Source organism: Methylobacterium sp. ARG-1, assembly GCF_001262595.1.
GTDB lineage: Bacteria > Pseudomonadota > Alphaproteobacteria > Rhizobiales > Beijerinckiaceae > Methylobacterium > Methylobacterium brachiatum.
The window spans coordinates 24,733-43,062 of the sequence record NZ_LHCD01000005.1; the positions used below are offsets into that span (position 1 = coordinate 24,733).

The following is an 18,330-nucleotide window of genomic DNA, read 5'->3' on the forward strand; positions in this document are numbered from 1 at the left end:
CGCGGCCGGCTCAGGCCGCGGCCGACCGGCGTGCGCCCGGACGTACGGCCTCCCACTTCGTGCCGGCGGCACGGCCCGGCTGCTCCTTCTGCTCGGCCGCCGGGGCCGGGAGGCGCACGAGGACGATGGTGCCAACCGTTTCCTCGGAGCGGATGCGCAGCGAGCCGCCGTGCAGCTCGACCATGGAGCGGGTGATCGCCAGGCCGAGCCCCGAGCCCTTGTGGCTGCGGGTCATCTGAGCCTCAACCTGGGTGAACGGCCGACCGAGCCGGGCGAGGTCGGCGCGGGGGATGCCGATGCCGCTATCCTCGACGAACAGGTGGGTGCTGGCGCCCGCCCGGCGGACCCGGACCGCGACGCGTCCCCCGGCCGGCGTGAACTTCACGGCGTTCTGGACGAGGTTCGCCAGGATCTGCTGCATCGCGCTCGGATCGGCCAGCAGCTCGATCCCGGGCTGGACGTCGACGCCCAGCGCGATCCCCTTGTCCCGGGCGGCCGCCTCGACCAGCCCGAGCGCGGAGGCGACGGCGGCCTCGGCCGGGATCGGCCGCGGGTTCAGCCGCACCCGGCGTGCCTCGAGCCGGGCCATGTTGAGGATGTCATCGATCATCGAGAGCAGGTGCGAGCCGCTCTCGCGGATGTCGCGGCAATATTCGGTGTAGCGCGGGGTGCCGAGCGGCCCGAGGACCGCGTTCTCCATCACGTCGGCGAAGCCGATGATCGCGTTGAGCGGCGTGCGCAGCTCGTGGCTCATATTGGCCAGGAATTCGGACTTGGCCTGGCTGGCGGCCTCGGCGGCCGCCTTCTGGTCGAGGTAGCGCTCGGCCAGATCGGCGAGCTGCTGGGTCTGGAGTTCGAGGGTGCGGCGGGAGCGCTTGAGGTCCTTGACGGTCTCGATCAGCTCGCGCTCGGACGCCTGGAGCTGCTCCTGGTGGCGCTTCAGGCTGGTGATGTCGGTCCCGACCGAGACGTAGCCGCCATCCTTGGTGCGGCGCTCGCTGATCTGGAGCCAGCGGCCGTCCGTGAGTTCGGCCTCGAAGGTCCGGGCGGCCATGTCGGTGAGGGCGAGGCCGGCCTCGGGGGATTCCCGTCGGACCTGGGGCAGCACGCCCCTTCCCATCACGTCGGTGTAGCTCCGGCCGGATTGCGCATCCTCCGGGCTGAGAGCGTGGAGGTGGCGGAATTTCGAATTGCACAGCACCAGGCGGTTGCCGGTATCCCAGAGGACGAAGGCCTCGGAGATCGCCTCGACGGCATCGCGCAGGCGCATGTCGGAGGCCGCGTTGGTCTCCTCCAGGGCGCGCTGCTCGGTGATGTCGGTGGCGATGCCGACGAGGTGACGCCCGCCGTCGGTGACGTCCGGCATGACCTCGGCCCGGGCGCGCAGCCAGACATAGGCGCCGTCGGCGCCACGCATCCGGAAGGCATGGTCGACGCAGGTCTGAGCGGCGGCGAGACCCCGGGCGAGGCTGTAGAGGTCGCCGTCATCGGGATGGACCAGGGCATTCACCGCCCCGAAAGAGAGATATTCGTGCTGCCGCTGGTAGCCGAGCAGGGCGTACATCGAATCGGACCAGTAGATCCGGCCACGGGCGATGTCCCAATCCCACAATCCGCAGGCGCCGCGGCGCAGGGCGGTCTCGAGCCGGCCGCGGATCTGCTCGCGGGCGCGGTCGGCCCGAGCCGCCTGGCGGCTCTGCAGCCCGTAGGCCAGGCCGACGCCGACGATCACCAGGATGGCGGCCCCGACCAGGACAATCTGGTCCCGGGCCCGGGCGCTCCAGCCGCGCATCAGCGGCTCGATCGGCTGCAGCACCGCGACCTGTCCGGCCCCGTCGGGCAGGCTGTGGATGGCCGCGAGCACACTCTCGCCGCCGGGCAGGTCGAGGGCCATGGCGCCGGCGCGCTCGCCGAGCCCGGAGAGCGGCTCGCTGTCGCCGAGCACCTGCGCCAGGGTCGTGGCGTCGGAGGGAAGGGGCGGATGGGCGGCGGCGATACGGGTATCGGGCCGCACCAGCAGCAGGCGCCTGCCGGGATGCCGCTCGCTCTCCGGCATCAGCACGCGCAGGTCCGAGGCCTTACCGGCGCTCGGGACGATCGCCCGGGCAGCCAAGCGGGCGAAGCCCTCGACCTCGGCCTTGGCGCCGGCCAGGATCTCGGCACGCTGCCCCTGGATGTGGAGCGCCGCGAGCCCGACCAGGCAGGCCAGGAACACCGCCAGAATGCCCGGCACGGCGTAGCGCAGCCACCGCTCGATCAGACCGAGCCGCGGATCCCGGACACGCATCGGCCAGGAAACGGCGAGACTCGAATCCGCACGCGCGGAGAAGGAAGCGGAAGCCGCCTCCGGCATGGCCGAACCTCACCCAAGGGAACTGCGATCCGTCCGTGGCGTCTCGCGCCCCTCGAACCTGACGGGATAGAACCATCTTCGAGGGGCGTTTGTCCACGGATTTTTTACCATTCGGCCTTGACGGACCCTATGGGCAGCGACTCGGCAAGAGAATCGATTTCTACCGTAGGTTCAGGTACTTAGCCACCTCCCAGGGTGCGTGCGACGATGTCGGCTGTGTCCCGCGACAGGCCCGGGATCGCCTTGATCCGATTAAGCATTTCGCCGGCCCTAGCCGCCCGCGATTTTTCCAGCCGACGCCAGGATCCGAAGGCCGTCAGCAGGCGCGCGGCGACCTGTGGGTTGGTCGAATCCAGCACCGCGACCGTGTCGGCAACGAGCGAAAATCCGGCTCCGTCGGCCCGTGCGAACTGCGTCGGGTTGCCGAACGCCAAGGTTCCGATCAGCGCGCGCACCCGATTTGGGTTGGTCATGGTGAAGGCCGGGTGCGATTTCAGCCGGGTAATTCGCTCCAGGGTGCCGGGCTCGGGGATCTGCGCCTGGATCGCGAACCACTTGTCGAGGACCAGCGGCTCGTCGGCGAAGCGCTCCGCGAAGCCCGCCAGCGCCTCCTCCCGGGCCCGACCGGGGATCAGCGCCAGGGTGCCGAGCGCGGCCAGCCGGTCGGTCATGTTGGTAGCGTTCGCCAAGCGCTCGGCCGCGCGCTGCGTCCCGGCCTCAGGATCGCCCGCGGCGATCAGGTCGAGGGCGGCGTTACGCAGGGACCGGCGCCCGGCCGAGGCCGCATCCGGGCTGTAGGCCGCGCCGTCGGCCGGGGCGAGGGCGGTGTCGAGCCGCTCCAGGCGCGGCCGCAGGGTCCGGCCGAGGCGCGCCCGCAGGTCGAACCGCGCCCGGTGGATCGCGTCGGGATCGACGTCGGCGGACAGGGCGTCGGCGGCCTCGCCCTCGCTCGGCAGGGTGAGGACAAGGGCCGCGAAGGCCGGGTCGGCCAGGGCTTCGCCGTCGAGGAAGCGCCCGAGCGCCTCCGCGAAGGCGTCGGCCCGGGCGGGATCGGGGTCGAGGATCAGCCGCAGGGCGACGTCCTGCGCCGCCTGCCAGCGGTTGAACGGGTCGCTGTCCTGCGCCAGCAGCCGCATGCGCTGAGCGTCGGTGAGGTCGAAATCGAGCCGCACCGGGGCCGAGAAGTCGCGCAGGAGCGACGGCACCGGCTTCTCGGTGACCTGCTCGAACACGATCTCGGCCTCGGCACGGTCGAGGACATAGACCCCGTTCCGGACATCCGGGCAGGTGGCGTTCGTGAGCGGCCCCGAAGCGCCGACGAGGCCGAGCGCCACCGGGATCACCAGGGGCGGCGCGTCCTGGCCGGTCTCGCCGGGCAGGGTCTGGGCGAAGCGCAGGGTGCAGCGGGCAGCCTGCGGGTCGTAGACCATGGCGACGGACAGGCGCGGCGTGCCGGGCCGCTCGTACCAGCGGGCGAAGGCTGAGAGGTCGCGCCCGGTCACGGCGGCGAAAGCGGCCAGGAAGTCCTCCACCGTGGCGGCGCGGCCGTCATTGTCGGCGAAGTAGCGGTCCATGCCGGCCCGGAACGTCTCCGGGCCGATCAGCGTCCGCAGCATCCGGACGATCTCGGCACCCTTGTCGTAGACGGTCGCCGTGTAGAAGTTGTTGATCTCGGCATAGGCCCGCGGCCGCACTGGATGGCGCAAGGGGCCGGCATCCTCGGGGAACTGGCGCGCCCGCAGGGACCGGACTTCGGAGATCCGGTGGACCGGCCGGGAGCGCATGTCGGACGAGAATTCCTGGTCGCGGAAGACCGTCAGCCCCTCCTTGAGGCAGAGCTGGAACCAGTCCCGGCAGGTGACCCGGTTGCCCGACCAGTTGTGGAAATACTCGTGGGCGATGATCGCCTCGATCGCCGCGTAATCCCCGTCGGTCGCGGTCTCGGGGCTCGCGAGAACGTACTTGTCGTTGAAGATGTTGAGGCCCTTATTCTCCATGGCGCCCATGTTGAAGTCGGACACGGCGACGACGTTGAACATTTCGAGGTCGTAGGCGCGGCCGAAGGCGGTCTCGTCCCACCTCATGGAACGGATCACGGCATCGAGGGCATAGTCGGCGCGGGCCTCCTTGCCGGGCTCGACATAGACCGCACAGGTGACGGCGCGTCCCTCCTGGGTAGTGAAGCGGGTCTCGACCTTGCCGAGCCGGCCGCCCACCAGCGCGAACAGGTAGGCGGGCTTCGGATGCGGGTCGTGCCAGATCGCGAAGTGCCGATCGTCCCCGGCGGGGCCGGATTCGACCAGGTTGCCGTTACCGAGCAGCACGGGCGCCGCGGCGCGCTCCGCCTCAATGCGGGTGGTGTAGATTGCCATCACGTCGGGGCGGTCGAGGAAGTAGGTGATCCGGCGGAAGCCGTCGGCCTCGCACTGGGTGCAGTAGACCCCGTTCGAGCGGTAGAGGCCCATCAGCTTGGTGTTGGCGGTCGGGTCGACCTCGGTGACGAGGCGTAAAGTGAACGGCTGCTGCGGTGGGGCGTGCAGGGTCAGGCCCGACGGGGTCGCGGTGTAAGAATCCGCTTCGAGCGCCGCGCCGCCGAGATCCGCCAAGACCAAGCGAAGGTCGTCGCCGTCGAGATGCAGCGGCGCGCCGGCGCGGCCCGCCGGGTTCGGACGCAGGGCCAGGGTCGCGTCGATCCGGGTGGCGTGCGGGTCGAGGCGGATGTCGAGATCGACGCGGTCGATCAGGTAGTCGCTCGGCCGGTATTCCTCCAGGCGGATCAGCGGCGGCGTCTCGGTGCGCATTCGGCTCTCTCTCCGGATCGGGTTCGGGCCCGTTCTGGTCCCTCGCGCGGCCCGGCGCAACGCGGTCGCGCAGCTCGGATCGAGGATCGGAAAGGCTCGGCGCGGCGGGCCCGGGGTCAGGACGATGTGGCGGCGACGGCCTTGAGCCGCCACAACCCGCCGATCAGGACGAGGTTGATCGCGGCGAGCAGCGCCAGCAGGCCCCACAGGGCGTCGGGCCCGATCCGCACCAGCAGGTATGCGCCGAGCGGCGGCGCGAGCGCCTGGGCAACCAAGCCGGGCCGGGCCAGCCGGCCGACGAGCCCCGCGTAGCGCTCCGGTCCGAACAACACGAGGGGCACGGTGCCCCGCGCGATCGAGAAGACCCCGTTGCCGGCCCCGTAGACGGCCAGGGCGAGGCCGATCACCGGCCCGTGCGCGGCCAGGAGCAGCAGCCCGAGGGCGACCAGCACGAAGGCGGCGGTCAGGGTCCAGAGCGGGTGGTGCCGGCCGCGGTTGGCGATCTCGATCAGCCGCGCCGCGACCTGCGACGGCCCGATCAGCCCGCCATAGGCGACCGCGGCCGCCAGCGTCTCGCCACGGGCCTGGAGCAGGGTCAGCAGGTGCACCGAGACCAGCGCCATGATGGTGCCGCCGAGAACCAGCACGCCCGCCATGAGCAGGAAGGCCTGTGCCTGCCAGGGCGCCAGCGGCGCGACCGGCCGCGCCCGCCCGGTCGCCGCCATCGCCGGGGGCGGGGCCGGGGGGATCAAAACGAGGACGAGCGGCAGCGTCACCGCGAGGTGCAGGCCGGCATAGGCGAAGCACGTCCCCCGCCAGCCGAGATGGGCGACCAGGAAGGCCGAGAGCGGCCAGCACACGGTGCTGGCGAAGCCACCGATGAGGGTGAGGGCGGTGATCGCCGAGCGCGCCTCGGCGCCGTAGAGGCGGCCGAGGGTGGCGTAGGCGGGGTCGTACAGGCCACAGCCCATGCCGAGGCCGAGGATCAGCCAGCCGCCGAGGAAAACCGGGAGCGTGGGGGCGAGGCCGAGCACCGCGAGCCCCGCGGCGAGCAGCAGGGCCGCCGCCGCCAGGACAGGCCGTCCCCCGCGCCTCTGGATCACGGCGCCGACCCACGGCGACGCAAAAGCCGCGACCAGCAGGCCGAGGGACAAGCCGCCGACGATCCAGGCCAGCGGCCAGCCGGTGTCCCGGGCGATCGGCTCCGCCAGCACGGCGGGAATGTAGAAGGAGGAGCCCCAGGCGAGGATCTGGACCACGCCGAGGGCTGAGATCACCGGCCAGCGGCGAGTTCGATCGGCCATCGGATCAGCTGGGGCCGAGCAGCGGCAACCATAGAGCCAGCGCCAGCAGCGCGGCCAGCAGCACCGGCACGGTGATCACCAGGCCGACGCGCATGTACTGGCCCCAGCCGATCCGGTACCCCTTGCTGGCCAGGACGTGCAGCCAGAGCAGCGTCGCGAGGCTGCCGATGGGAGTGAATTTCGGCCCGAGGTCGCACCCGATGACGTTGGCGTAGACCAGGAGCTCGCGCATCAGCGGCGCGAGATCCGGGGCCTGCTGGATCGCCAGGGCGCCGATCAGCACGCTCGGCATGTTGTTCATGACCGAGGACAGGATCGCGGCTCCAAAACCGGCCCCGACGGTGGCCGCCACCGGCCCGTACCCGGTGAGCCAGACGAGACCGCGTGCCAGCCCATCGGTCAGGCCGGCATTCTTGAGGCCGTAGACGACGAGATACATGCCGAGGCTGAACAGCACGATCTGCCAGGGCGCCCCGGCCAGCACCGTCCGGATCGGGATGCGGCCGCCGCGCCGGGCCAGAACCAGCATCAGAGCCGCGCCCGCGCAGGTCACGACCGAGATCGGGACCCCGAACGGCGCCGTGACGAAATAGGCGACAAGCAGCAGCCCGAGCAGCGGGAACGCCGCCCGGAACAGGAGCGGGTCGCGGATCGCGTCGCGGGGCGGCTCCAGCATGCCGACCGGGTATGCGGCCGGCACGGCGCGCCGGAAATAGAGACCCAGCACCGTCAGGGTCACCGCGAGCGAGACCAGGTCGACCGGCACCATCACGGCGGCGTAGCGCCCGAAGCTCAGGTCGAAGACGTTGGCCGAGACGATGTTGACGAGGTTGGAGATCACCAGCGGCAGGCTGGTGGAATCCGCCACGAATCCGCAGGCGACGATGAAGGCCAGAGCCGCCTGAGGCTTGAAGTCGAGCTTGAGCAGGATCGCCAGCACGATCGGCGTCAGCAGCAGGGCCGCGCCGTCATTGGCGAACACCGCCGCGATGGCGGCGCCGAGCACGACGACCAGGGGGAACAGACGGCGGCCGCGTCCGCCACCCCAGCGCGCGACATGCAGCGCCGCCCAGTGGAAGAACCCGGCCTCGTCGAGCAGCAGCGAGATGATGATCAGGGCGACGAACGTGAAGGTCGCGTCCCACACGATGTGCCAGACCACCGGCACGTCGGCCGGCTGGATGACCCCCGTGGCCAGGGCAACGCCCGCGCCGATCAGGGCGCTCCAGCCGATCCCGAATCCCCCGGGCTGCCAGATGACGAACACCAGGGTGACGGCGAAGATGGCGAGCGCGAGCATGCTTGAGCGAGTCTCGTCCGCAGCGGCTCAGGCGAGTCCGACGCGGCGGCCCTGCGCGTCGACCACCGGCTCGCCATCCTCCTTGACGAATTCGCCCTGCTGCGCCGGCAGCAGCTCGAGCACCGCCTCGGAGGGCCGGCACAGGCGGACGCCCTTCGGACTGACCACGAGCGGCCGGTTGAGCAGGATCGGGTGCGCCGCGATGGCGTCGAGGAGCTGGTCGTCGCTGAGCGCGGGATCGCCCAGCCCGAGCTCGGCGTAGGGCGTGCCCTTCTCGCGCAGGGCGTCGCGCACCGAGAGGCCGGCGCGGGCCAGGAGCTGCTTGAGCAGCCCACGCGCCGGCGGGGTCTTCAGGTACTCGACGACGTGGGGCTCGATGCCGGCGTTGCGAATCATCGCCAGTGTGTTGCGCGAGGTGCCGCAATCCGGGTTGTGGTAGATCACCACGTCGATGGCGCGATCAGGCATGGTCCACGTCCTTTGTGTTGGGGCCGCAGGCCGACAGGGCGGCCAGCGCCGGCGCGCAGACCTCCGGGTGACCCTGGCAGCAATCCGTCATGAGAAATTCGACCAGCCCGGATAGGACCGGGTAGGCGACGCTGTAGATGATCGAGCGCCCCGCCCGCCGGGACCCGATCAGCCCCGCCTGCTGCAGCTCCTTCAGATGGAAGGAGATGGTGGAGGCGGAGACCCCGATGGCGTTGGCGAGCGCCCCCGAGGCCATGCCGTCCGGGCCGGCCTTCACCAGCGCCCGGAGCGCCCGCAACCGGTGCTCCTGGCCCAGGGCCATGAAGGCCGCGAGGGCTTGCGGCTCGTCCATTTTCGTTTCAACATTCAAACGATCGTGCGATCATAGGAGAAAGCGTGCCTGTGAACAAGCCTGCGCAGCCCTTCGCCGACGGGATCCCGAACCTGAGCCGGCCGCATTTCGCGGTGCCGACCTCCGGTCAGCTCGCGGTGGCGCAACCCTTCGCGCACGCGCCGCGCTTCCTGATCCTCTACGGCTCGCTGCGGGCGCGCTCGTTCAGCCGCTTCCTCGCCTACGAGGCGGCCCGCCTCCTCGAAGCGATGGGCGGCGAGGTCCGGATCTACGACGCGCACGGCCTGCCGCTGCCCGACGATTCCACCGCCGACCACCCGAAGGTGCAGGAGCTGCGCGCGCTCTCGCTCTGGTCAGAGGGGCAGGTCTGGGTCTCGCCGGAGCGGCACGGCAACCTCACCGGCGTGATGAAGAGCCAGATCGACTGGCTGCCGCTCAGCGAGGGATCGGTGCGTCCGACGCAGGGTCGGACGCTCGCGGTGATGCAGGTCTCGGGCGGCTCGCAGAGCTTCAACGCGGTCAACAGCCTGCGCCTGCTCGGCCGCTGGATGCGGATGATCACCATCCCCAATCAGTCCTCGGTGCCGATGGCCTACAAGGAATTCGACGAGGCCGGCCGGATGAAGCCGGGGCCGCTCTACGAGCGCGTGGTCGATGTCTGCGAGGAGCTGATGAAGTTCACGCTGCTGACCCGGGAGCGGGCCGGGTATCTCGTCGACCGCTACAGCGAGCGCAAGGAGCGGGCGCCGGACCGGCTGCAGGACGTGGCGGCCGATATCGGCATCGGGAAGCCGTGACATGGAAGGCGCGGCCTACTCGGTCGGGGAGGCGCGCTCTAGCTAGGACAGCGACCGGCCCCGCCGGTCATGTCCGTTTCCGCAGAGGGCGTCGCGACGGCCCTCGCTCCGACAGAGGGATAGCCGCCTGATGGAATACCTGCACACCATGGTCCGGGTGGCCGATCTCGATCGCGCGCTCGCCTTCTACGTCGACGCGTTCGGCCTGAAGGAGGTCCGCCGGGTCGAGAACGAGAAGGGCCGCTTCACCCTGGTCTTCCTGGCCGCCCCCGGGGATGTCGAGCGGGCGCAGGCGACCAAGTCGCCGCTGCTCGAACTGACCTACAACTGGGACCCGGAGACCTATACGGGCGGGCGCAATTTCGGCCACCTCGCCTACCAGGTCGACGACATCTACGCCTTCTGCGCCGCGCTCAAGGACAAGGGCGTGACCATCAACCGTCCGCCCCGCGACGGCTACATGGCCTTCGTGAAGTCGCCGGACGGGATCTCCATCGAGATCCTGCAGAAGGGCTCGGCCAAGGAGCCGCAGGAGCCGTGGGCGTCGATGGAGAATACCGGCAGCTGGTAAAGATCCCGGCGCCCTTGACCCGGACGGCGGTGCGGGCCCATCTGCCCGCGGATCAGCCGGCCGGGCGGCCGCTCCGGACGCATCAGCGTCCGGGGAGGAAAGTCCGGGCTCCATGGAGAGACGGTGCCGGATAACGTCCGGCGGGGGCGACCCCAGGGACAGTGCCACAGAAAGCAGACCGCCCCGGATGCGTCCGGGGTCAGGGTGAAAGGGTGCGGTAAGAGCGCACCGCGGACGCGGCAACGCGGACGGCACGGCAAACCCCACCGGGAGCAAGACCGAATAGGGGCGGCGCGCCCTTCGCGAGAAGGGCAGGCCCGCTCTCCAGGCCAGTCGCCCGGGTTGGTTGCTCGAGGCGGTCGGCAACGACCGTCCCAGAGGAATGGCCGCCACGTCGGCGCGCGCGAGCGCTCCGGCCTTACAGAACCCGGCTTATAGGCCGGCTGATCCCACCGTCCCCGGAGCCCCGCCGCGACGCGCGCGTGCCCGCGCTTTGCCGGAGCTGCGCAAGGCGCGGATTTCGCGCGCGGCAAAAACCTTCGGTTAACCGTACCGGGGTCAGATCGGTCGGCTCGCCAGCGCCAGGCTCGCGCGTTGACGATCCTCCGAGGCCCATGATACCCGGCATCCTCCCGTCAACGGCGTGTATCGGATCGCCGGGCGTAACCTGCACTGGTGCAGGTCCCGTCCGTGCGCGGCGTTTCGCGCGCTCTGCATCCGGTGCCGTTCCCGTCACGCGCGCCGCGCTCGCGCGGCCCGGCACAGGGCACCATGAGACGCACGAGCCGCATCCGCGCCGGAACTCCCGGATCGCGCCGAAACCCCGATTGTCCCGGCGCCGGCCCGGCGAGGCGCGCATGATTCGGCGCCGCCCCCCGGCCGAGATCGCGGCCGCCGCGCGCTGCGATGGCCCAGTCTCCACCCCGCCCCACGTGCCGGTGCTGCTCGACGAGGTCGTCGAGTCGCTCAAGCTCGACGGCGGCCTGGCCGTCGACGGCACCTTCGGGGCCGGCGGCTACACCCGCGCGCTGCTGGCCGCCGACCCGACGCTGCAGGTGATCGCCATCGACCGCGACCCGCAGGCGATCGCGAATGGTCAGCCCCTGGTCGGCGAGGCGGGCGGGCGCCTGCGCCTCGTGCCTGGCCGGTTCGGCGACCTCGACGCGCTACTCGGTGAGGCCGGCGAGGCCAAGGCCGACCGGGTCGTGCTCGATATCGGCGTCTCGTCGATGCAGCTGGACGCGCCGGAGCGCGGCTTCTCGTTCCGCAACGACGGCCCCCTCGACATGCGCATGGGCAATGACGGCCCGAGCGCCGCCGACATCGTCAACGAGGCCGACGAGACCGTGCTCGCCGACATCATCTACCATTACGGCGAGGAGCGGCGTTCGCGTGCCGTGGCCCGGACCATCCACGAGGCCCGCCGCCGCGGCCGGATCGAGACCACCGCCCAGCTCGCCGAACTCGTGGCCAGCGTGGTCTGGAGCGAGCCCGGCAGCCACATCCACCCGGCGACCCGGACTTTCCAGGGCCTGCGGATCGCCGTGAACGACGAGCTCGGCGAGCTGGTGCGCGCGCTCCACGCCGCCGAGCGGATCCTGGCGCCCGGCGGGCGGCTCGCCGTGGTGACGTTCCATTCGCTGGAAGACCGGATCGTCAAGCAGTTCTTCGCCGCCCGCAGCGGCCGCTCCGCCCAGGGCTCGCGCCACCTGCCGGGCGGCCAGACCGAGACGATCCGGAGCTTCCGGCTCGTCACCAAGGGGCCGGTCCTGCCGGGCGAGGCCGAGACCGCGCGCAATCCGCGCGCCCGCTCGGCCAAGCTCCGGGCCGCCGAGCGCACCGAATCCGAGACGCCCGAACCGCTCGCCGCGCTCCACGCGCTGGCGAGCCTGCCCGAAGCCGCCCGCGGGGGCCATCGCCGATGATCCGCCTGCTGAACCTCCTGGCGGTCGCCGGCCTCGTGGCCTCGGCGATCTACGCCTACTCGATCAAGTACGACACGCTCTACCAGGGCGGTCAGGTCTCCAAGCTGCAGACCGCCCTGCACAAGGAGCGGCAGGCGATCGCGGTGCTGCGCGCCGAGTGGCAGCTCCTAACCCGGCCGGACCGGCTGCAGGCGGCGGTGGACAAGCACCTCGCCCTGGAGCCGATCGGGACCAGCCACCTGGCCCGCCTGTCGGACCTGCCCGTCCGCCCGGAGCGCGGCGACGAGATCGGCCGGCTGCTCGCCGCGACCGCGACGCCCAAGGACAAGGGCAGCATCGAGCCGCGCACCACCGGCTCGATCACCCGCACCGTCACCACGACCCGCACCCCGAATACCGCTTCGAGGTAATCACCCGTGTCCGAAGACGCCGACCAGATCAGACACGCGGCCGCCGAGGTGCAGATCTCGCAGCACGACGCACCGGCTCACGACGCGGCGCATTACGCCGTGTCCGAGCATGAGGCGGCCGCGCTCGAAGCCGCCGCCCGGGCCCTGACGCCGGACCTGCGCGCCGCCCGCGCCAAGGCGTTCGTCCGGAGCATGTTCCGGCTCGCCATCGAGCGCTCGCATATGCGCGTCGCCCTGGTCGGGCTGGTCTTCGTCTTGGTGTTCGGGACAATCTCGGCCAAGCTCCTGATGATGGCTGTGTTCGGCGATCCGCCCAGCCAGGAGCACCGGGTCGCGGCCGCCTCCTCGACGGCGTTCCGGCCCGACATCGTCGACCGCAACGGCGAGATCCTGGCCACCGACATCCGCACCGTCTCGGTCTTCGCCGAGCCCGGCAACATCTACGACAAGGACGAGGCGGTGGAGCTGCTCACCGCGGTCCTGCCGGAGCTCAACGCCTCGGAGCTGCGCGCCAAGTTGTCCTCGCGCAAGGACAAGAAGGGTGCGGGCTTCGTCTGGGTGAAGCGCGAGCTGACGCCGAAGCAGCAGGCCGAGGTGCACCGGCTCGGCATCCCGGGCATCGGCTTCCTGCCCGACCACAAGCGGGTCTATCCGAACGGCACCGCCGCCGCCCACATCCTCGGCGCGACCAACCTCGACGGCGTCGGCATCGCCGGCATCGAGAAGTACATCGATTCGACCGGGCTCCAGGCGCTCAACAGCTTCGGGCTGGTCAGCAAGCAGGCCGACCTCAAGCCGGTGCAGCTCTCCATCGACCTGCGCGCCCAGTTCGCGGTGCGCGACGAGCTGGCTTGGGGCATCGACCACTTCAAGGCCAAGGCGGGCGCCTCGATGATCCTCGACGTCAAGACCGGTGAGGTGATCGCCCTGGTCTCGATGCCGGACTTCGACCCGAATGACCCGAAGGACGCGCTCTCGCCCGACCGGATCAACCGCATGAATGTCGGCGTCTACGAGATGGGCTCGACCTTCAAGGCGATGACGCTCGCCATGGCACTCGATTCCGGCAAGTACAACGTCAACTCGACCTTCGACACCCGCGGCGGCGTGCTGAACTGGGGCCGGCAGAAGATCCACGAGTATCACGGGACCAACCGGGTCATCACCATGCCGGAGGTGTTCACGCATTCCTCCAACATCGGCTCGGCCAAGATGGCCCTCGGCGTCGGCGTCGCCGGCCACAAGGCGTTCCTGAAGAAGATGGGCCTGCTCGACCGGCTGCGGACCGAGCTTCCCGAGAGCGCAGCCCCAATCGTCCCGTCCCGCTGGAGCGAGATCAACACCATCACCATCGCGTTCGGCCACGGCATCGCGGTGGCGCCGATCCAGGCAGCGGCCGCGGTGGCGGCGATCGCCAATGGCGGCGACCTGATCACCCCGACCTTCCTCAAGGCGAATCCCGACGACAAGGCGCGCGCCACGCACGTCCTGTCGGGCCTGACCTCCGAGGCGATGCGCTATATCATGCGCCTCAACGCCGCCGAGGGCTCGGCCAAGAAGGCGTCGGTCCCGTACTACTTCGTCGGCGGCAAGACCGGCACGGCCGAGAAGGTGATCGGCGGCCGCTACATCCACAACCGCCTGTTCACCACCTTCATGGCGGCCGCGCCGATGAACGATCCGAAATACCTGTTCGTCACGATCATGGACGAGCCGCAGGGCCTACCGGAATCGGGCGGCTACGCCACCGCGGCCTGGAACTCGGGCGTGGTGACCGGCAAGGTGATCGAGCGCGTGGCGCCGATCCTGGGCCTCCCGCCGCAATTCGAGCCGCCGGTTCGGCCGTTCCCCCAGATGGTCAAGCTCAACGCCTACCACGTCAACCAGCTGGGCGGCCCGTGATCGCCCGGCTCGCCGATCTCTTCCCGGAGGCTGCCGGCCCGGCCGCCGACCTCACCGTGTCGGCGCTGACCGCCGACAGCCGGAAGGTTGTGCCGGGCGCGGTGTTCGTCGCCGTGCCGGGCACCCAGGCCGACGGCCGGCTGTTCGCCGCCCAGGCCGCCGGACGCGGCGCCGTCGCGGTGGCCGGGGAGGGGGATCGTCCCGCCGACCTGCCCGAGGCGGTGGCGTGGATCGCGGTTCCGGATGCCCGCCGGGCGCTGGCGCTCGCCGCCGCCCGGCTCGCGGGCGCGCAGCCCGGTACCGTGGTGGCTGTCACCGGCACGGCGGGCAAGAGTTCGGTCGCCGACTTCGTCCGCCAGATCCTGGTCCGGCTCGGCCGCGACGCCGCGAGCCTCGGCACCGTCGGGATCGTCACCAATCGCGGCGCGGAATACGGCTCGCTGACCACCCCCGACCCGGTGACGCTGCACCAGACCCTGGCGCGACTCGCCCGGGAGGGCGTGACCGAGCTCGCCATGGAGGCGTCCTCGCACGGGATCGAGCAGCGCCGCCTCGACGGCGTGCGGCTCACCGCGGCGGGCTTCACCAATCTCGGCCGGGACCACCTCGATTACCACGCGAGCATCGAGGAATACCTGGCTGCCAAGCTGCGCCTGTTCACCGACCTGCTGCCGGACGGCTGCCCGGCGATCGTCAACGCCGACGGCGCCTATGCCGACCGGGTGATCGCCGCATCCGAGAGCGCCGGGCGGCCGGTGCGCACGGTCGGGCGCGAGGGCCGACATATCCGGCTGGTCTCCGCGACGACGGAGGGCTTCGCCCAGGCCGTGACGCTCTCGCACGACGGCGCGACTCGGACGGTGCGCCTGCCCCTGGTCGGCGAGTTCCAGGTCGAGAACGCCCTGGTGGCGGCGGGCCTGGTGCTCGCCACCCCGGCGGGGGCCACCGATCCGGACGGCGTGTTCGCGGCCCTCGAACACCTCACCGGCGTGCCGGGGCGGATGGAGCGGGTCGGCGAGGCGCGGGGCGGCCTGTGCCTGGTCGATTACGCGCACAAGCCGGAGGCCCTGGAGAGCGTGCTGAGCGCGTTGCGGCCGTTCGCGTCGGGGCGGCTCATGGTGGTGTTCGGCTGCGGCGGCGACCGCGACCGGGGCAAGCGGCCGATCATGGGGGCGATCGCCGCGCGGCTGGCCGACATCGTGATCGTCACCGACGACAACCCGCGCTCCGAAGATCCGTCGACGATCCGCCGGGCGATCCTCGAAGCCGTTCCGAAGGCCGAGGAAATCGGCGACCGCGCCGCGGCGATTCACGAAGCGGTGCGCCGCCTCGGACCCGGCGACGTGCTGGTCGTGGCCGGCAAAGGCCATGAAACCGGCCAGATCGTGGGAGATCGGACCTTGCCGTTCTCGGACCACGAGGTCCTGCGCGCCGCGATCGCCGAGGCCGCGCGCTGATGGCGCGGCCGAATGGGGGACGGGGGCTGACCATGACTGCACTCTGGACCCGAGACGACCTCGAAGCCGCCACCGGCGGCCGGCTGATCGGCGAGGACCGCCCGATCGGCGGCGCGTCGATCGACACCCGCACGCTGGAGCCCGGCGACCTGTTCTTCGCCATCCGGGGGGAGGCACGGGACGGGCACGACTTCGTCGCCGACGCGCTCAAGCGCGGAGCCGGCGCCGTGGTGGTGAGCGAGGCCCGCGCCGCCGACCTCTCGGCCCACGGCCCGGTGCTGGCGGTCCCGGATTCGGGCGCCGACCCGGTCCTGACCGCGATGACTCGCCTGGGCGAGGCCGCACGAGCGCGCACCGATGCCCAGGTGGTGGCGGTGACCGGCTCCGTCGGCAAGACCGGGACCAAGGAAGCCCTGCGCCACGTGCTGGCCGGGCAGGGCGAGACCCACGCCTCGGCGGCCTCCTACAACAACCATTGGGGCGTGCCCCTGACGCTCGCCCGGATGCCGCAGGACACCCGCTACGGTGTGTTCGAGATCGGCATGAACCACCCGGCCGAGATCGTGCCGCTGACCGCCCAGGTCCGGCCCGACATCGCGCTGATCACCACGGTGGAGCCGGTGCATATCGAGCATTTCGCCTCGGTCTCGGCGATCGCGGACGCCAAGGGCGAGATCTTTTCCGGGCTCGAGCCCGGGGGCGTGGCGATCATCAACCGCGACACCGCGACGTTCGAGCGGCTGCTCGCCCATGCATGGGCGTCGCGCGCCGGCCGGGTGGTGAGCTTCGGCGAGCATCCCGAGGCGGATGTGCGCGCCCAGACGATCGTGCTCCGCCCCGATCTATCGGTGGTCGACGCTGTCGTGATGGGGCAGCCGGTCACCTACAAGCTCGGCACGGCCGGACGGCACATGGCGCTGAACTCCCTCGGCGTGATGGCGGTCATCCACGCGCTCGGCGCCGACCTGGCCGAGGCGGCCCTGTCGCTCGCCGGGCTGGCCCCGCCGGTCGGGCGCGGCGAGCGCACCGCCCTCGAGATCGACGGCGGCACCGCCTACCTGGTCGACGAGAGCTATAACGCCAACCCGGCCTCGGTCCGGGCCGCGATCGCCACGCTCGCCGGCATCGAGACCGGACCGCGCGGCCGCCGCATCGCGGTGCTGGGCGACATGCTCGAACTCGGCGCGGCCTCGCCCGACCTGCATCGCGGCCTCGCCGAGGCGATCGAGGCCGCCCGGATCGATCTGGTCTTCGCCTCCGGTCCGCTGATGCGCAACCTGTTCGAAGCGTTGCCGGTGAGCCGCCGCGGCGGCGTCGCCGACACCGCCGCCGACCTGATCGAGCCGCTGACCCGCAACCTCCGCTCCGGCGACGCCGTGATGGTCAAGGGATCGAACGGCAGCCGCATGGGGCGGATTGTCGAGGTCCTGAAAGCCCGCTACGCGGTCGACCCGGCCCGGCGCGGTCTCGTTACCGCTCCGTGACCCACCCGATGATCGGCACGCCCGAGCGTTCGCGACGATCGGTGCCGCCCCCCGAAACCCGCGCCTGAACAAAAGGGGCCGAGCGCCCGGATGCTGTATCTTCTCTCGGAACTGAGCGGCACGTTCACGCCGTTCAACGTCTTCCGCTACATCACCTTCCGCACCGGCGGCGCGCTGTTCACGGCGGGCCTGTTCGTGTTCTGGTTCGGGCCGTGGATCATCTCCCTGCTGCGCCTGCGCCAGGGCAAGGGCCAGCCGATCCGCGAGGACGGGCCGCAGACCCATCTGCTGACCAAGCGCGGCACGCCGACCATGGGCGGCCTGATGATCCTGGCGGGCGCCGTCGTGGCGATCCTGCTCTGGGCCAATCCGCGCAATCACTACGTGTGGGTGACCCTGACCGTGACCCTCGGCTTCGGGGCGATCGGCTTCTACGACGACTATCTCAAGGTGACGAAGCAGTCGCACAAGGGCTTTTCCGGCAAGTTCCGGCTGTCGCTCGAGGCGCTGATCGCCATCGCGGCCTGCACGACCATCTCGATCTACTCGCCCGCCGCCCTCCAGAATCAGCTCGCCTTCCCGGTCTTCAAGGACGCGCTGCTGAACCTCGGCTGGTTCTACGCCCTGTTCGGGGCCTTCGTGATCGTCGGCGCCGGCAACGCCGTGAACATGACCGACGGCCTCGACGGGCTGGCGATCGTGCCGGTGATGATCGCCTGCGGCACGTTCGGGATCATCGCGTATCTCGTCGGCAACTCGTTCACCGCAAGCTACCTGCAGGTGAACTACGTCCGCGACACCGGCGAACTTGCCGTCGTCTGCGGTGCGGTGATCGGCGCCGGCCTCGGCTTCCTCTGGTTCAACGCGCCGCCGGCGCAAATCTTCATGGGCGATACCGGCTCGCTGGCGCTGGGCGGCCTGCTCGGCGCGGTGGCGGTGGCGACCAAGCACGAGATCGTCCTGGCGATCGTCGGCGGCCTGTTCGTCCTCGAGATGATGTCGGTGATCATCCAGGTCGCGTCGTTCAAGCTCACCGGCAAGCGCGTCTTCCGGATGGCGCCGATCCACCACCATTTCGAGCAGAAGGGCTGGAAGGAGCCGCAGGTCGTGATCCGGTTCTGGATCATCGCGGTGATCCTGGCGCTGGCCGGCCTGGCGACCCTGAAGCTGCGCTGAGAATATGTGTTAGACTTATCCTACGAAGGC

General features: G+C 70.8%; 14 protein-coding genes and 1 other RNA gene. 9 read left to right on the top strand and 6 right to left on the bottom strand.

Features of this window, described 5'->3' with window-relative positions:
- Positions 1–10 precede the first annotated feature (10 nt).
- From AKJ13_RS07475 to AKJ13_RS07500, 6 genes are all read right to left on the bottom strand, one after another.
- Positions 11–2,353: a PAS domain-containing sensor histidine kinase gene (locus AKJ13_RS07475; protein WP_050732800.1), complete on the bottom strand. Its 2,343-nt coding sequence runs from the start codon at positions 2,351–2,353 to the stop codon at positions 11–13.
- 179 nt (positions 2,354–2,532) lie between these two features.
- On the bottom strand, positions 2,533–5,154 hold the full coding sequence (gene pepN, locus AKJ13_RS07480; RefSeq protein WP_050732801.1) for an aminopeptidase N: 2,622 nt from the start codon (positions 5,152–5,154) through the stop codon (positions 2,533–2,535).
- Positions 5,155–5,270: 116 nt separating this feature from the next.
- Positions 5,271–6,458 (bottom strand): MFS transporter, encoded by a 1,188-nt coding sequence (locus AKJ13_RS07485; protein ID WP_050732802.1) that lies wholly within the window; start codon positions 6,456–6,458, stop codon positions 5,271–5,273.
- Positions 6,459–6,462: 4 nt separating this feature from the next.
- Entirely contained in the window at positions 6,463–7,758 is a 1,296-nt protein-coding gene (locus AKJ13_RS07490; protein WP_050732803.1) for an arsenic transporter, read from the bottom strand.
- Between the two features lie 27 nt (positions 7,759–7,785).
- Entirely contained in the window at positions 7,786–8,226 is a 441-nt protein-coding gene (gene arsC, locus AKJ13_RS07495; RefSeq protein ID WP_200905602.1) for an arsenate reductase (glutaredoxin), read from the bottom strand.
- Positions 8,219–8,578, bottom strand: a complete 360-nt coding sequence (locus tag AKJ13_RS07500) for a metalloregulator ArsR/SmtB family transcription factor (protein ID WP_050732804.1) — start codon at positions 8,576–8,578, stop codon at positions 8,219–8,221. Before AKJ13_RS07500 ends, arsC begins: the two co-directional genes overlap by 8 nt.
- Positions 8,579–8,628: 50 nt before the next feature.
- Here AKJ13_RS07500 and arsH point away from each other — a divergent pair, with 50 nt between their 5' ends.
- The 9 genes from arsH to mraY all read left to right on the top strand — a co-directional run bounded on the left by arsH (position 8,629) and on the right by mraY (position 18,300).
- Positions 8,629–9,375 carry an arsenical resistance protein ArsH gene (arsH, locus tag AKJ13_RS07505; protein ID WP_039902715.1) on the top strand — a complete coding sequence of 249 codons (747 nt, stop codon included), beginning with the start codon at positions 8,629–8,631 and terminating at the stop codon, positions 9,373–9,375.
- A gap of 130 nt (positions 9,376–9,505) precedes the next feature.
- Positions 9,506–9,946: a VOC family protein gene (locus tag AKJ13_RS07510; protein ID WP_050732805.1), complete on the top strand. Its 441-nt coding sequence runs from the start codon at positions 9,506–9,508 to the stop codon at positions 9,944–9,946.
- Positions 9,947–9,998: 52 nt separating this feature from the next.
- Positions 9,999–10,397, top strand: an RNA gene (rnpB, locus tag AKJ13_RS08480) — RNase P RNA component class A.
- Positions 10,398–10,803: 406 nt separating this feature from the next.
- On the top strand, positions 10,804–11,871 hold the full coding sequence (gene rsmH / locus AKJ13_RS07515; RefSeq protein ID WP_050732936.1) for a 16S rRNA (cytosine(1402)-N(4))-methyltransferase RsmH: 1,068 nt from the start codon (positions 10,804–10,806) through the stop codon (positions 11,869–11,871).
- The gene (locus tag AKJ13_RS07520) at positions 11,868–12,281 is read left to right on the top strand and encodes a hypothetical protein (RefSeq protein ID WP_050732806.1); all 414 of its coding nucleotides are present in this window, start codon (positions 11,868–11,870) and stop codon (positions 12,279–12,281) included. The genes rsmH and AKJ13_RS07520 overlap by 4 nt, the downstream gene beginning before the upstream one ends.
- 144 nt (positions 12,282–12,425) lie before the next feature.
- Complete coding sequence (locus AKJ13_RS07525) at positions 12,426–14,183, top strand: penicillin-binding protein 2 (protein WP_244471547.1); 1,758 nt, start codon at positions 12,426–12,428, stop codon at positions 14,181–14,183.
- Positions 14,180–15,640: a UDP-N-acetylmuramoyl-L-alanyl-D-glutamate--2,6-diaminopimelate ligase gene (locus AKJ13_RS07530; protein ID WP_050732808.1), complete on the top strand. Its 1,461-nt coding sequence runs from the start codon at positions 14,180–14,182 to the stop codon at positions 15,638–15,640. The genes AKJ13_RS07525 and AKJ13_RS07530 overlap by 4 nt, the downstream gene beginning before the upstream one ends.
- Positions 15,641–15,672: 32 nt before the next feature.
- Positions 15,673–17,124 carry a UDP-N-acetylmuramoylalanyl-D-glutamyl-2,6-diaminopimelate--D-alanyl-D-alanine ligase gene (locus tag AKJ13_RS07535; RefSeq protein ID WP_050732809.1) on the top strand — a complete coding sequence of 484 codons (1,452 nt, stop codon included), beginning with the start codon at positions 15,673–15,675 and terminating at the stop codon, positions 17,122–17,124.
- A 90-nt stretch (positions 17,125–17,214) separates the two neighbouring features.
- Positions 17,215–18,300 (top strand): phospho-N-acetylmuramoyl-pentapeptide-transferase, encoded by a 1,086-nt coding sequence (gene mraY, locus AKJ13_RS07540; RefSeq protein WP_007562319.1) that lies wholly within the window; start codon positions 17,215–17,217, stop codon positions 18,298–18,300.
- Positions 18,301–18,330: the final 30 nt, after the last annotated feature.

What these genes read in the sequence shown, in the direction of transcription:
- AKJ13_RS07500 (WP_050732804.1), bottom strand. Translation starts at nt 8,578, where the DNA reads ATGGACGAGCCGCAAGCCCTCGCGGCCTTCATGGCCCTGGGCCAGGAG.
- arsC (WP_200905602.1), bottom strand. Translation starts at nt 8,226, where the DNA reads ATGCCTGATCGCGCCATCGACGTGGTGATCTACCACAACCCGGATTGC.
- pepN (WP_050732801.1), bottom strand. Translation starts at nt 5,154, where the DNA reads ATGCGCACCGAGACGCCGCCGCTGATCCGCCTGGAGGAATACCGGCCG.
- mraY (WP_007562319.1), top strand. Translation starts at nt 17,215, where the DNA reads ATGCTGTATCTTCTCTCGGAACTGAGCGGCACGTTCACGCCGTTCAAC.
- rsmH (WP_050732936.1), top strand. Translation starts at nt 10,804, where the DNA reads ATGATTCGGCGCCGCCCCCCGGCCGAGATCGCGGCCGCCGCGCGCTGC.
- AKJ13_RS07475 (WP_050732800.1), bottom strand. Translation starts at nt 2,353, where the DNA reads ATGCCGGAGGCGGCTTCCGCTTCCTTCTCCGCGCGTGCGGATTCGAGT.
- AKJ13_RS07490 (WP_050732803.1), bottom strand. Translation starts at nt 7,758, where the DNA reads ATGCTCGCGCTCGCCATCTTCGCCGTCACCCTGGTGTTCGTCATCTGG.
- AKJ13_RS07535 (WP_050732809.1), top strand. Translation starts at nt 15,673, where the DNA reads ATGACTGCACTCTGGACCCGAGACGACCTCGAAGCCGCCACCGGCGGC.
- AKJ13_RS07485 (WP_050732802.1), bottom strand. Translation starts at nt 6,458, where the DNA reads ATGGCCGATCGAACTCGCCGCTGGCCGGTGATCTCAGCCCTCGGCGTG.
- AKJ13_RS07520 (WP_050732806.1), top strand. Translation starts at nt 11,868, where the DNA reads ATGATCCGCCTGCTGAACCTCCTGGCGGTCGCCGGCCTCGTGGCCTCG.
- AKJ13_RS07510 (WP_050732805.1), top strand. Translation starts at nt 9,506, where the DNA reads ATGGAATACCTGCACACCATGGTCCGGGTGGCCGATCTCGATCGCGCG.